At 73.6% G+C, this 14,140-nt stretch carries 12 protein-coding genes and 1 pseudogene; all 13 read right to left on the bottom strand.

Translation table 11 applies throughout. The annotated features are described in order from the left end of the window. A complete protein-coding gene (locus N8I84_RS21925; protein ID WP_263234849.1) occupies window positions 1-1,185 on the bottom strand; it encodes an acyltransferase family protein in 1,185 nt (394 codons plus the stop codon). Window positions 1,186-1,243: 58 nt separating this feature from the next. Next, window positions 1,244-2,298, bottom strand: a pseudogene (locus N8I84_RS21920) (alpha/beta hydrolase). 155 nt (window positions 2,299-2,453) lie between these two features. Then, window positions 2,454-3,386, bottom strand: a complete 933-nt coding sequence (locus N8I84_RS21915) for an alpha/beta hydrolase family protein (protein ID WP_263231092.1) — start codon at window positions 3,384-3,386, stop codon at window positions 2,454-2,456. Window positions 3,387-3,614: 228 nt separating this feature from the next. Continuing rightward, window positions 3,615-4,817 (bottom strand): kynureninase, encoded by a 1,203-nt coding sequence (gene kynU, locus N8I84_RS21910; RefSeq protein ID WP_263231090.1) that lies wholly within the window; start codon window positions 4,815-4,817, stop codon window positions 3,615-3,617. Beyond that, entirely contained in the window at window positions 4,810-5,667 is an 858-nt protein-coding gene (locus tag N8I84_RS21905; protein ID WP_263231088.1) for a tryptophan 2,3-dioxygenase family protein, read from the bottom strand. The genes kynU and N8I84_RS21905 overlap by 8 nt, the downstream gene beginning before the upstream one ends. 160 nt (window positions 5,668-5,827) lie before the next feature. Then, entirely contained in the window at window positions 5,828-6,241 is a 414-nt protein-coding gene (locus N8I84_RS21900) for a DUF3151 domain-containing protein (RefSeq protein WP_263231087.1), read from the bottom strand. A gap of 55 nt (window positions 6,242-6,296) precedes the next feature. Continuing rightward, a complete protein-coding gene (locus N8I84_RS21895; protein ID WP_263231086.1) occupies window positions 6,297-7,802 on the bottom strand; it encodes an MFS transporter in 1,506 nt (501 codons plus the stop codon). A gap of 123 nt (window positions 7,803-7,925) precedes the next feature. After that, window positions 7,926-8,948, bottom strand: a complete 1,023-nt coding sequence (fbaA, locus tag N8I84_RS21890) for a class II fructose-bisphosphate aldolase (RefSeq protein ID WP_263231084.1) — start codon at window positions 8,946-8,948, stop codon at window positions 7,926-7,928. 141 nt (window positions 8,949-9,089) lie between these two features. Further along, complete coding sequence (gene pyrE / locus N8I84_RS21885) at window positions 9,090-9,638, bottom strand: orotate phosphoribosyltransferase (protein ID WP_200422260.1); 549 nt, start codon at window positions 9,636-9,638, stop codon at window positions 9,090-9,092. 34 nt (window positions 9,639-9,672) lie between these two features. Beyond that, on the bottom strand, window positions 9,673-10,461 hold the full coding sequence (locus N8I84_RS21880; RefSeq protein ID WP_263231082.1) for an aldose epimerase family protein: 789 nt from the start codon (window positions 10,459-10,461) through the stop codon (window positions 9,673-9,675). A gap of 58 nt (window positions 10,462-10,519) precedes the next feature. Beyond that, window positions 10,520-11,347 (bottom strand): SRPBCC family protein, encoded by an 828-nt coding sequence (locus N8I84_RS21875; RefSeq protein WP_263231081.1) that lies wholly within the window; start codon window positions 11,345-11,347, stop codon window positions 10,520-10,522. A 78-nt stretch (window positions 11,348-11,425) separates the two neighbouring features. Then, on the bottom strand, window positions 11,426-13,057 hold the full coding sequence (locus N8I84_RS21870; RefSeq protein ID WP_263231080.1) for a polyamine aminopropyltransferase: 1,632 nt from the start codon (window positions 13,055-13,057) through the stop codon (window positions 11,426-11,428). A gap of 196 nt (window positions 13,058-13,253) precedes the next feature. Then, on the bottom strand, window positions 13,254-13,811 hold the full coding sequence (locus tag N8I84_RS21865; RefSeq protein ID WP_263231079.1) for a DUF2617 family protein: 558 nt from the start codon (window positions 13,809-13,811) through the stop codon (window positions 13,254-13,256). Window positions 13,812-14,140 lie beyond the last annotated feature (329 nt).

Genomic DNA, 14,140 nt, shown 5'->3' with positions numbered 1-14,140 from the left:
CTAGGCACCGCGGGCCGTCTTCGCCCCGGTGCGGGGGAACCTGTGGATGAACACCACGCGGGAACGGCGGCCACGAGGCCTGCGCGGCCCCTGTTCGCAGGTGCGGAAGGCGGACCAGCACACGGTGAGGGCCAGCACGAAGACCGGGAGCCAGACCAGGCGGGCGGCCACCCAGGTCAGGTCGTCGGGGGTGGTGTGCAGGCCCGGCAGGTGGCCGGCGAGGAGGCCCGTCGCGGTGGTCGCCATCAGGGCCGTCTGGTGCCACAGGAAGATCGTCATCGCGGAGAGGTTCACCAGTGCCACCACCGCCCAGGCCAGGGGGCGGCGCATCGCGCGGCGCAGCCGTTCGCGCAGCAGCAGCGCCAGTCCGCACTGCGCCAGGCCGAAGGTGACGGCGGCCAGGGTCGGCGGGTTCAGGTTGGAGACCGGCTCGCCCGGGACCCCGACCATCGACGCCGGGTAGCCCGCCCACGCCACCAGCACCGCCGTCGCCGCCGCGCCGCCCACCAGCAGCACCCGGCCCGCACGGCGGCTCTCCAGCTCGCCCCGGGTCCAGGCCGCGCCCAGGGTGTACGGCACGAGCCAGCCCGCCGGCAGGTTCACCCAGCCGAGCCAGGAGGGGCCGCCGAATCCGAAGCGGACGATGTCCACATGGAGGACGACGGCCAGCGGCCACAGCGGGTTGAGACGCGTCAGCAGCGGGGTCGCCGCCGTCAGCGCCGCGAACACCAGCAGGAACCACAGCGGCGACAGGGCCAGCTTCACCAGGGTGTGGACCGTGCCGGCGTCGGCGCCCGTCGCGAGCAGGCCGCACGCCGCGACCGTCCACAGGGTCACGACCGCCGCGACCGGCTTGAACAACCGGGTCAGGCGGGTGCGCAGCCACTGCCCGTAGGTGACGCCCCGCGCATGCGCCGATGCGTACCCCTTCGTCGCCACATGGCCGCCCACCAGGAAGAACACGGCGAGCGTCTGGAACACCCAGGAGATCGGGGCCAGCCACGGCATGAAGTGCAGCGGGCTCGCGGTGTGCAGCGAGCCGCCGTCCGCGACGAGGGCGGTCACCAGCCAGTGCCCCAGGACGACACCGAGGATCGCCAGGGCGCGCAGGGCGTCGACCGCGCGGTCCCGCTCGGCGGGCGTGGCCAGGTCGGTGCGGTGGGCCGCGGTGCGTATCGCGTTCAGGGTCCGCTGCCGCTTCGGGGTCCGCTGCCGCTTCGGGGTGTGCTGCCGCACGGTCGTGTCACGCACGGGTCACCTCCGCCGTCTCGCCGAGGACGATCCGGGTCAGGTTGGCCAGGGAGGCCGAGCCCGGTTCGAAGTAGTCGCTGTGACCGCCGTCGCCCGCCGCGAACACCCGGGCGCCGTAGGCCGGGGAGACCGGGTCCGTGCCGAAGCCGACGGTGGTGCCGAACAGGTCCGCGCGGTGGTGCGGCACGTGTGCGATCCAGTCGTCGGCGCCGCGGGCCGCCCAGATGCGGGCGTGCGTGTGCAGGGCGGCGGCGGAGTCCACGCCCGTGCCGGGACTGCCGATCAGGACGATGTCCTGGGCGTCGACGCCGGCGCCCGCGCGGGCGCACACCACCGTGCCGTAGGAGTGGCAGAGCAGGGAGATGCGGGGCGACGGGCCGAACGCGTCCCGCAGCTGCCGTACGAACCGCTCCAGGGCAGGGGCGGCCTGCGCCGCACGGGTTGTCGTGAGTACGTCGGTGCCGAGCGTGCGGGGCGTGTCGTAGCCGAGCCAGGCGATCACCGCCGTGTCCCGGCCGGTGCTGCGGTGCAGGGCGAGCGCGGTGGCGCGGAAGCGGCCGTAGGTGTCCAGCGTGGTGTCGGAGCCCGGCACCAGGACCGCTATGTGCCGCGCCGTGGCGAGGTCGCCGAAGACCTCGGTCACCCGGCCCGTGCCCCGGCCGTCGAAGGCCAGCAGATCGCGGGCGGGGGCGGCCAGGGCCCGCTCCACCGCCGCCCGGCTCCGGTCGCCGTGGGTCCCCGCCATGCGGGACGCCTCGGCGGCGTCCGCGCGGTTCGCCTCGTACGTCCCGGTGAGCGTGGCCGCCGAGAGCGGGGCGAGCGCCGCCGGCGGCGGGGCCGGGATCCGGGGCGCGCGGCGGCCGACAGGGGAACGACGACGGCGACCGTGACGAGGACGGCGAGCAGGGTGCGTCGGACGCGGCCGAGGCGCCGTCGGCGAAGGCGCCGCCGTTCGTCGTCTCCCCCGTGCCCGTCCCGAGCGTCCGCGTGCCCGTCCCGAGCGTGCGCGTGTGCAGCCGCGGCCGGGCCCCTGCCCCGAGAACCCATGACGTCCTCCCCTTCCGACGGCCCGCTCATCGGGCGGTCACGGGAAGGAAGTTACGGAGCGTCACCCGTCGTCGGCGTCATGCCGCGGAGCTCACTTGGGAGGTAGCTCTCAGGTATTACGGGTATGACCGGGTCCACCCGGGGGCGGGTCCCGGCTACCACGCCAGCTGTGCGATCTCCTCGGCCACCACCGCGCACGCGTCCGCCGCCGGGTCGATCAGGGGGAAGTGGCCGACGCCCTCCAGCAGCGTGAGGCCGACCACCTCGCCGGCCTTCGCCGCCGCCTCCGCGTACGCCTCGGCGACCGCCTGCGGGACCACGACGTCCGTCCGGCCCTGGACCAGGGTGGTGGCGATACCGGTGGGCAGCAGCAGCGCCGGGTCCGCGTACGGTCTGCGCTCCTCGAACCGGTCCCGGCCGCCGAGGAGCTGGACCGCGGCGCCGCCGCACACCTCCAGCTTGTCGGCGACGTGGAAGTCCGCGATCGGGGCGAGCGCCACGACACCGCGCAGCAGCGCGGGGCGGTCCGTGCGCCACGGGCAGTCCGCCGGCAGGACGTGCCGGGCCGCGGCCCACAGCGCCAGGTGGCCGCCCGCCGAGTGCCCGGTGATCACCGTGCGGCGCGGGTCGGCCTGCGGCAGCGCCTCGCGCACCAGCCCGGGAAGCGCGTCGCACGCGGCCGCAACGTCGTCGAACGTGTCCGGCCAGCGGCCCGCCACCGGCCCCGTGCCGCCGCCCGCACCGGACTCCGCGTCCGCGGAACCGTCGGCCTGGGACGGGATGAGGGCGCCCCGGCGGTACTCGACGCTCGCCACAGCGAAGCCCCGGCGGGCCAGGAAGTCCGCGAACGGCGAGATGTGCCGGCGGTCGTACGGCGCACGCCACGCGCCGCCGTGCAGGAGGACGACCAGGGGGGCGAGTCCCGGGGCGGCCGCCGCCCCGGCCGGCTCGGTCTGCCGCGGGGCGTAGAAGTCGATCACCTGGTCGGGGTGGTCGCCGTAGACGGCGGTGGAGTCGGGGTCCACCGGCGGGTGCGAGAAGGCGGACGCCTCTTCGGCGGCATCGCGGGGGGCGGCGTCGTCCGGCATGCTCCAACCTCTCAGCGGCAGAACGGGATTCGTGCGCGGCGGCCGGAGAGTACCGGCCGCTGGCGGGGACGGTATCAGGCGGGTGACGTGCGTCAGCACGGGGTTGTCACTCTGGGTGAGGAGCAGACGGTTCTGCCGAGCCGCCCCGGTGTGCTGTGACGAAGGCCCCGGCCACGGGGTCCGCGGCCGGGTGGGGGGCGGGCCGCCCCGCCCCCCGTGAACCGCCCGTCAGGCCACCACCTCCGCCAGCACCCGGGCCGCCCGCTCCACGTCCCCGAACCCCACGTACAGCGGCGTGAAGCCGAACCGCAGCACGTCCGGCGGCCGGAAGTCACCGACCACCCCGGCGGCGATCAGCCGCTTCATCACGTCCCCCGCGTCCGCACATCGCAGCGCGATCTGGCTGCCCCGTTCCCCGTGTGCGGCGGGGGTCAGGGAATCCACCGTGCCCGGCGGGACGTAGGCCCTCACGCACTCGAGGAAGAAGTCCGTCAGGGCCAGCGACTTGGCGCGGACCGCGTCGATCGAGACGCCGTCCCACACCTCCAGCGCCGCCTCCAGGGCGAGCATCGACAGGATGTCCGGGGTGCCGACGCGACCGCGCACGGCGCCGGGGGCCGCCTCGTAGTCGCTCCGCATGCCGAAGGGTTCCGCGTGCGAGTTCCAGCCCGGCAGCGGTGAGTCGAAGCGGTCCTGCAGCTCCCGCCGCACATACAGGTACGCCGGTGAGCCGGGGCCCCCGTTCAGGTACTTGTAGGTGCAGCCGACCGCCAGGTCGACCCCGTGTTCGTCCAGGCCCACGGGCAGCGCCCCCGCGCTGTGGCACAGGTCCCACACCGCCACCGCGCCCGCCGCGTGCACGGCGGCCGTCAGGGCGGGCAGGTCGTGCAGCCGGCCGGTGCGGTAGTCGACGTGGTTCAGCAGCACGGCCGCGGTACGGCCGGACAGCACCCCGGGGACCTCCGCCGGAGCCACCGGGCGCAGCGTGCAGCCCGTCATCCGCGCCGCCGATCCGGCGATGTACCCGTCCGTCGGGAACGTCGTCGCGTCGACCACGATCTCGTCCCGGCCGGCGTCCGTCTCCCGGGCCATCCGCACCGCCGCCACCAGCGCCTTGAAGACGTCGACACTGGTCGAGTCGCCCACCACGATCTGCCCGGGCGCAGCCCCGACCAGCGGGGCGATCCGGTCGCCGATCCGCTCCGGCGCCGTCCACCAGCCGCTCTCGTCCCAGGACCGGATCCGCAGCGATCCCCACTGCCTGCGGACGACGTCCTCCATCCGGCCCGGTACGGCGGCGGGCAGCGCACCCAGCGAATTGCCGTCCAGATAGACGACGTCGTTGAGGATGAACTCCGAGCGCTTGGCGGCGAGTTCGTCGGCCGCGTCCAGCTTCTCCGCCCTGACGGCGAGTTCCGACGGTTCAGACATGGGACCGCGCCGTCCACAGCTCGGGGAACACGTTCTTCTGGGCCCGCTTCTCCAGCCAGGCCACCCCGGCGGAGCCGCCCGTGCCGGGCTTGGCGCCCATCGCGCGCCGGGTGGCGAGGAGATGGTCGTTGCGCCAGCGCCAGACCAGTTCCGCGACATCCGTCAACGCCTCGCCCAGGCGGGCGAGTTCCTCGTCCGGGTCCCCCGAGTAGACGGCCGCCCAGACCGACTCGACCTCCTCGGACGGCTCGTAGCGCTGCGCGACGTCGCGCCGCAGCACCGCGTCCGGGACGGCGTGCCCGCGCCGGGCGAGGAGCCGCAGCACCTCGTCGTACAGGCACGGCTCGTGCAGCGCCTTCTCCAGTTCGGCGTGGACGCGGGGCGCGCCGCGGTGCGGGACCAGCATGGACGCGGACTTCTCGCCGAGCAGGAACTCCATGCGGCGGTACATCGCCGACTGGAAGCCGGAGCCCTCGCCGAGGGCGGAGCGGTAGGAGTTGAACTGGGCGGGTGTCAGCTGCGCCAGGGGCCGCCAGGACGCGTTCAGCGCCTGGAGCTCCCGTACGGACCTCTTCAGCGCGTCGATCGCCACCGGCACCCGGTCCTCGCGCAGGGCGCGCGCCGCGGTCTCCCACTCGTGGACGATGACGGTGAACCACAGCTCCATCACCTGGGTCGTGACCAGGAAGACCATCTCTCCGGGGTCGTCGGAGAGGGTGTGCTGGAGGTGGGTGAGCACGTCCGCCCGGACGTAGTCCTCGTACGGGGTCGTGCCCTGGAAGTCGAGATGCGGGGTCTCGGGCTCAGAAGCCCCGGGGGAGGGAGGAGTCTGGTGAGCCTGTTGGGACATCGCTGTCTCCTGTATGTACTCCGGGTAGCGGTCCGCCCCTGCCGATGCCGGCACGGGGGCCCCGGTCCCCACAGGCATCCTGCGCAATGCCCCCGGACACCGCAAGGCCCGCCTGGTCACAGGCGGGCCTGACACGCGTGGGGCGTGGGGGCGTGGGGCCCTAGCCCAGGGTCTGGGCCGCCGTCGGGGAGGAGTCCTTCAGGAACTGCGAGCAGCGCTCGTACTCCTCCTGCTCGCCGATGCCGTGCGCGGCGCGCGCGAGGGCGTGCAGGGCGCGCAGGAACCCGCGGTTGGGCTCGTGCTCCCAGGGGACGGGTCCGTGGCCCTTCCAGCCGTTGCGGCGCAGGGCGTCCAGGCCGCGGTGGTAGCCCGTACGGGCGTACGCGTACGACTCGACGACCGCGCCCCGCTCGAACGCGTCGTCTGCGAGCTGCGCCCAGGCGAGCGAGGACGCGGGGTACCGGGCGGCGACCTCGGCGGGCGCCGTACCGCTCGCGAGGAGCTCGCGCGGCTCCGGGTCGTCGGGGAGGTGCGTCGGGGGCGGGCCCCCGAGAAGGTTCTCGTGAAGGGTCATGGGATCAGTGTGCGCCATGGACCGTGTACGCAGGTCGGGCGCCCTCGGTACCTGCTCAGGAGGCCGGACCGGCCCCGGAACCCGCCGAACCGCGCGGCGGCTCGAGCGGTGGTGCGGTCACGGAGCAGTGCATGCGGCACTCGGGGTGGCGGCACTCCGGGGCCGGGCGCCGTACGGTCGCGAAGGCGAGCGCCGCGCCCGCCAGCAGGACGACCGCGCACAGCGGCATCGCACGGCGGAAGGCGGCTTCGAACGCGTCCGGCACGCGGTACGCCTCCGGGCCCATCCCGGTGAGCAGCGGCAGCGCGGCCACGGCGATCAGACCGGCCGCGCGGGCAGCCGCGTTGTTGATGCCGCTGGCCAGGCCGGCCCGGTCGGTGTCCACCGAGGCGAGCACGGTGGCGGTCAGCGGGGCGACCAGGATGACCATGCCCGCGCCCATGACCAGTACGGCGGGCAGGACGTCGGCGGCGTACGCGGCGTCCTTGCCGACGCGCAGCATCAGCAGCATGCCGGCCGCGCAGAGCAGGGGGCCGACGGTGAGCGGGATGCGGGGGCCGATGCGTTCGGCGAGGGCGCCGGAGCGGGACGAGAACAGGAGCATCAGGACGGTCGTGGGCAGCAGGGCGACCCCGGCCCGCAGCGGCGAGTAGCCGGAGACGACCTGGAGCTGGAGCGCGGTGAGGAAGAAGAAGCCGCCGAAGGCCGCGTAGACGCAGAGGGTCACCAGGTTGACCGCCGTGAACTGGCGGGAGGCGAAGATGTCGAGCGGCATCATCGGGTCGGGGCGGTGCCGTTCGACGTGGATGAAGGCGACCCCGGCGGCGAGTCCCGCGACCGCGGTGAGGGCCACCGGGAGCGAGCCGCCGTGGGCCTCGATGAGGGCGTACGTCACCAGGGCGAGGGAGAGAGCGCCGAGGGAGGCGCCGAGGGCGTCGAAGCGGCGGCTGTGCGAGCCGCCGGCGGAGGACTCGGGGACGTGGCGCACGGCGATGGGGGCGCAGAGGAGGGCCAGGGGGACGTTCAGGAGGAAGACCCAGCGCCAGCCCGGGCCGACCACCAGCCAGCCGCCGAGGAACGGGCCTACGGCGGCGCCGATGCCGCCGAAGCCGGACCACAGGCCGACCGCCCTGCCGCGGTCGTCGGGGTGGAAGGTGGCCTGGATGAGGGCGAGCGACCCGGGGGTGAGCAGGGCACCGCCCACACCCTGGAGGGCGCGGGCGACGATGAGGACCTCGGCGGTGGGGGCGAGACCGCAGAGGAGGGAGGCGGCGGCGAACCACAGGACGCCGAGGACGAAGATCCGGCGGCGGCCGTAGCGGTCGCCGAGGGCGCCGCCGAGGAGGATGAGACCGGCGAGCGTGAGCATGTACGCGTTGACGGTCCACTGGAGGGCGGCGAGGCTCGCGTCGAGGGCGTGGCCGATGCGGGGGAGGGCGACGTTGACGACGGTGGAGTCCAGCAGGGCCATGCTGGAGCCGAGCACCGTGGTCAGCAGGATCCATTTCCCCTGTGGGCTGCTGAGCCTGACAGCGGGGGTCGGCTGCGCGGTAACCGCCATGCTGGGATCATCCCCCGTCGCGGGCGCTCGAGCCAGGTTTGCGGTACCCGGGGGAGGTTCCGCGACCCGGTGGTGGCGGGGTGCCCGCAGCTGCGCAGGCTGCGGGCACCCCGCCGACCGTTGTTACTTGATCTTCGTGCCCGTCGAGCGGAGGTTCTGGCAGGCCTCCAGTACTCGCTTCGACATCGACGTCTCCGCCAGCTTGCCCCAGGTGCGCGGGTCGTAGGTCTTCTTGGAGCCGACCTCGCCGTCGACCTTCAGGACGCCGTCGTAGTTCTTGAACATGTGGTCGGCGACCGGACGCGTGAAGGCGTACTGCGTGTCCGTGTCGATGTTCATCTTGACCACGCCGTTCTCCAGCGCCGTCAGGATCTCCTGCTCCGAGGAGCCGGAACCGCCGTGGAAGACGAAGTCGAACGGCGACTCCTTGCCGAACCGCTCGGCCACGCCCTCGTTCAGCTCCTTCAGCAGCTCGGGGCGGAGCACGACGTTGCCCGGCTTGTACACGCCGTGCACGTTGCCGAACGAGGCGGCCAGCAGGTAGCGGCCCTTCTCGCCGAGGCCCAGCGCCTCCGCCGTGCGGAGCGCGTCGTCGACCGTCGTGTACAGGCTGTCGTTGATCTCGTGGGAGACGCCGTCCTCCTCGCCGCCCGTCGGGGTGATCTCCACCTCGAGGATGATCTTCGCGGCGGCGGTGCGGGCGAGCAGCTCCTGGGCGATCGCCAGGTTGTCGGCCAGGGTCTCGGCGGAGCCGTCCCACATGTGCGACTGGAACAGCGGGTTCTGGCCGGCCTTCACGCGCTCCTCGGAGATCGCGAGCAGCGGACGTACGTACCCGTCGAGCTTGTCCTTCGGGCAGTGGTCCGTGTGCAGCGCGATGTTGACCGGGTACTTCTCGGCGACGATGTGGGCGAACTCGGCCAGGGCCACCGCACCGGTGACCATGTCCTTGCTGTACTGGCCGCCCAGGAACTCGGCGCCACCCGTCGAGATCTGGACGATGCCGTCGCTCTCCGCCTCCGCGAAGCCGCGCAGGGCCGCGTGCAGGGTCTGGGAGGAGGTCACATTGATGGCCGGGTAGGCGAACTTGCCTGCCTTCGCCCGGTCGAGCATCTCGTTGTAGACCTCGGGGGTTGCGATGGGCATCTGTCCGCTCCTTGTTGTGCGGGTTGCGTTCTGCGTGCTTACGGCCCTGACCTAGGGAGTGACGTCATCGTCGGCCCCATCTTTCCAGACGTGACCGGATGCTTCGGACACCCTGTCCAGCCTGTGGATGCCCCCGTGTCCTCAGTCCAGACCCAGGTCGTCCTTCGAGTAGGCGAACAGGTAGGGAACCCCGGCCTTCTCCGCGATCGCCTCGGCCGCGCCCGTCGCCCGGTCCACGATCGTCGCGACCGCGACGACCTCCGCGCCGGCCTCCCGCAGCGCCTCCACGGCGGTCAGCACCGAGCCGCCGGTGGTGGAGGTGTCCTCGACGGCCAGCACACGGCGGCCCGCGACCTCCGCGCCCTCGATACGGCGCTGCAGGCCGTGCGCCTTGCCCGCCTTGCGGACGACGAAGGCGTCGAGCGTCTTCCCCCGCGCGGCGGAGGCGTGCAGCATCGCGGTCGCCACCGGGTCGGCGCCCAGGGTCAGGCCGCCGACCGCCTCGTAGTCCAGGTCGGCGGTCAGGTCGAGCATGACCTGACCCACCAGCGGGGCGGCCACGCCGTCGAGGGTGATGCGGCGGAGGTCGATGTAGTAGTCGGCTTCCTTGCCCGACGACAGGGTCACCTTGCCGTGCACCACGGCCTTGTCCTTGATCTGCTGCAGCAGCTCGCCGCGAACGTCACTCATGGCAGCCAGCTTAGAGCCCCGTGTTCAGGGGCCCTCAGAGCCGTCGCCAGGTCCACGTGGTCATGGCCTCCAGCGGCTCGATGGGGGTGACCAGGCGCGGAAGGGTGTTGAGGCCGTCCGGGGGGCCGGTCTGCGGTTCCACGCACACCGCCTCGCGCTGCTCGTCGTAGACCACGACCCACTCCTCGCGGCTGGAGACCTTCAGCTCCAGCTGCCCGGGCCAGGTGAGGGTGACGTCGACGCCGCCGGGCATGCCGAAGCAGTCGTCCCAGGGGCCGGGCTTGGGGTCGACGCGGTTGCCGGTGGGCAGGTGGTCGTCGCCGCGCTCCTCCTGCCAGGCGGGGTCGAAGTCGATGCGGACGTCATCGCCGCCGAGGCTGCGGTGGAACCAGGGGTGCCAGCCGATCTGGGCCGGGAAGGAGTCGTCGTACGTCTCCACGGACATGGTCAGCGTGAGGGCGTCCTCGGTGAGCGCGGCCAGCTGGGTGACGCGGCCGGCATAGGGCCAGGGGGCGACCAGGTCGTAGGTGAGGACGGCCTCGGCGGGCTCGGCGCGGGCGACGCGCCAGACGCCGTCGCGGACGGTGCCGTGGATGGCGTGCGGCGGGGCGTTGAGAGGCATCTGCTGGACGGTGCCGCCGTTGCGGAACCTGCCGTCCCGGACCCGACCGCACCAGGGGGCCATGGGGAAGCAGCCGAACCGTTCCCCCTGCCGCAGCAGTTCGGTCCCGCCGATACGCAGACTCCTCACGCGCCCGCCGTTCCCCGGCGCCAGCACGACTTCCGCGTCTCCCGCGGCCAACGTGATCTCGTCGTTGCTCACGAGCCCGACCCTACTGGGCGGATCAAGGGGGGCGGGTGGTGACGCCGGTGGGCTTACGTCAGCGCCGCCGCCGCAGCAGCCGGCCCGCCACGATCGCCGATGCCACGAGCAGGGCCGCCGCCGGGGCCGCCCAGCGGAGGGTGGCGGTGGCTGCCGCGGCTTCCGGCGGCGGGACGGGCGCGTACCGGCCGCGCGGGGGCGCGTGGTCGACCTCCTCGGCGCTCCGGCCGATCATCGTGCGACGGGCGTGCGCCGCCTCGGCGGGCGGCTCCTCGTCGAAGGTGTCGGGCGCGAGGCCGCCTTCGACCTCCTCGTCGAAGGCATCGGGCACGAGACCGGGTTCGACCTCCTCGGCGAGGGGCTCGGGGGGCGACGCGGGGACCTCGGTGTCGCCGGCCGAGGCGGGTCGCTCCTCGGGAGCCGGCTCCTGTGACGGCGGTTCGGTCATCTCCCGAGGGCCTTCCTCCGCCACCTCCCCGAGCTTCTCGGCGAACCGTCCCAGCAGTCGCGTCGCCGCCGACGCCACCGTCTCCGCCGGCAGGTCCGCGATCCGGCCGTCTGCCGTGGCCGTGCCCGTGAACGTGACCGTGGTGCCGTCCTCGGCCCGGGTCAGGCGCAGGGACAGGGACAGTTTCGCCGTGCCCGTGCCGCGGGCCTCGGTGGCCTCGCCCTCCACCGCGTACGAGCCGTCGTCCCGCCCCTCGATCCGCAGGGTGCCGCGGTAGGTGATCGTGTGGCCGCCGGCGCGCACCTTGAGGCGGCCGGCGACCGGCTCCGTGCCCGCGTCCTGTTGGAGCCCGGGAATCGCGCGGGCCACCCGGGCCGGGTCGGCCAGCGCCTGGCTCAGCCGCTCGGCGGGAACCGGAACGAACACCTCATGCTCCATGTCTGACGAGCCTACCCAGCAGCGCCCGAACCGCACCCGTGCAGGAGGGGATTCGCACGTCCGTGGGGGCCGGGAGGCTCATTCCTGGTACCTCGGATGCACCAGCGTCGACGGGAGCAGCCCCGGCACCCGGGTGCGCGCCGCCGCCCGTGCGTCCGCCCGCAGGGCCGCCCGGGTCAGCGTGCGCAGGCACGGCGTGCGCGGGTCCAGGGTCAGCGTGGGCCGGGTGCGGGCGGCGAGCACGAACCCCCAGTCGCGCGGCGCCCAGACCGCCCCGGCCGTGCGCTCCAGGGCGCGGCCGTCGACGCGGTACGGGGTGGTACCGAGCCCCACCGCCCGTACCGTCGCCTCCACCGTCCAGAACGCGCGCGGCCGGGCGGTCACCGGCCCCGCGTGCACCACCAGCCGCCCGCCCGGTGCGAGCACGCGCCGGGACAGGCCGTAGAACTCCTGCGAGTACAGCTTCGCGCTCGCCGTGCCGCCGGGGCCGGGCAGGTCGGCGATCACCACGTCGTACGCCCCCCGGGTCCGCCTCAGCCAGCGGAACGTGTCCTCCGCATGGACGTGGACGCGCGGGTCCGCGAAGGCGTGGCCGTTCAGCGAGGACAGGGCCGCGTCCTGGCGGGCGAGCCGGAACAACGCCGGGTCCTGGTCGACGACGTCGACCCGCAGCACCCCCGGGTGCCGCAGCACCTCGCGCGCCGCGAGTCCGTCGCCACCGCCGAGGACGAGCACGCGCGCGTGCGGGCCGCCGCTCATCGCGGGGTGCACCAGCGCCTGGTGGTAGAGGCGTTCGTCGCGGCCGTCGACACGGAGCCGGCCGTCGAGGAACAGGTCGAGGGGACGGCCGGGGGTGCCGCCGGTCAGCACCACCTCCTGGCCGCCGGTGCGCAGCGCGACCCGTACGTGACCGCCGTACACCGCGTGGCGCGCGGCCCGTTCGAAGTCGTCGACGAGCACGGCCGCCGCGGCGAGTACGCCGAGGACGAGCAGGTTGGCGACCAGCAGCAGCCGGCGCCCGCGCCGGGACAGGTCGCGCCGGAACAGCCCGAGCACCAGGGCGCCGCCCGCGACCGCGTTCACCGCACCGGTGACCAGGGCACCCGTCAGCTGGCCGAGCTGCGGCAGCAGCAGGAAGGGAAAGGCGAGGCCGCCGACGAGTGCGCCCACGTAGTCGGCCGCGAACAGGTCCGCGACCGCGCCGCCCGCGTCCTGGCGGCGGATGCGCTGGATCAGTTCCATCAGCAGCGGCACCTCGGCGCCGGTGAGCAGCCCGATGGCCAGGGAGAACGCGACCAGCAGGCAGCGCGGGCCGCCGGACCAGACGCCGCCCCAGCCGCCGGTCCAGGCGAAGACCGCGTACAGGGCCATCGCGCTCAGGCCGCCGACGAGTGCGAGCGCCGCCTCCACCGCGCCGAACCCGGCCGCGGCGCGGCAGCGGAGCCGCTTGGCGGCGAGCGAGCCGACCCCCATCGCGAACACCATCACCGACAGCACGACCGAGGCCTGCGTGACCGAATCGCCGATCAGGTACGAGGCGAGCGCGACGAGTTCGAGTTCGTACACGAGTCCACAGGCCGCGCAGACGAACACCCCGGCGAGGACCAGGAACCGCCCGGTGCCCGGGCCCACGGGCAGCCGCGCCTGGTTCCGGCCGCCACCCCAGGAGGCGGCAGCGCCGGGTGGTGCGGGCGCGTGCGGTTCGATCACGTTCGGAACGCTACGTCACGCTTGCGCTCAGCCTTGTCACCCACACGTGTGGCGCCGGGTCGTTCGACACCGAGGGGTGGTGCGGCCGAGTGGGGGCTACCGCCCCCGGAGCGTCGCTTCGGCCTGAACGGGCTCGTCCGCACACGCCGGCCGGGATGACGGTGCACAGCCATGAGTGAATGGGCGCCGATCGTCCTCACCTGCCCGACAGGACCGACTTCTCCCTGGCGTCGTCCCGTCGTTTCGTCCGCTGCCTCACCCCGACCCGGGTCCGGGTCGCCACCAACTGGCCGTCCTGCGGGTAGGCGTGCCAGGTGCGCCAGTGGACCTGGCCCTCATGACGCTGGGCCAGCATCGCGGTGAACGCGTGCGGGCTGCCGGGGAAGACGCCGGCCAGGCCGTTGGGGTGGTCGGAGACCAGGGCCAGGAGCTCCTGGGCGCGGCCGGCGAAGGAGCCGGGCGAGAGCACCTCGACGCGGGCCGCGAACTCGTACTCCCAGTCGCCGACCCGCTTGGCGACACCCAGTGGCAGCGGGGTGCTGGAGCCCGCGATGCACGCCACCGTCTCCGAGCAGACGCCCCGCTCCTCCTCCAGGAGCACCTGGTGGGACGCGCCGAGGAGCCGCAATTGCAGCTGCGCACCGGAGAGTTCGAGGTCGAGGGTGGCGAGCGCGGGCAGCGGCTCGCGGCCCAGGGTCCAGGCCAGATCGGCCGCGCGCGTGTCGGTGTAGGAGGTGTTCAGGGTCGTGAGCATGGATCGGCTCCGCTAGCACGCAAAGTGAGAAGTGGGGATCCGGAGCACCCCGGTCGTGGCGCCGGGGACAAGGCCGGCTCAGCCAGTCGGGTAATGCTTCCGGTCGGCCCGGTGGGGAGGGACTCCTGCCGGACAGGTGTCCGAAGGGCGTCCGCGGGCTGCGTTGGTGTGTTGAGAGGGAATCATGAACTGTCGTTCCGGCAAAGCGTTTTTACCCAAGTTCGTAGGGTTTCCATCCCACGAGGGCTGCCCAGCTCAATTGTTCAACTACCGCGTGCGCCTGGAGTGTTGCGGTGGAAGCCGTGCGCCCCTCCACGACTCGGAAATGA

The sequence above is a fragment of the Streptomyces cynarae genome (assembly GCF_025642135.1).
Classification (GTDB): domain Bacteria; phylum Actinomycetota; class Actinomycetes; order Streptomycetales; family Streptomycetaceae; genus Streptomyces; species Streptomyces cynarae.
Note: the sequence above shows the minus strand (reverse complement) of the source record. Positions and strands in the feature narration are given on the sequence as shown.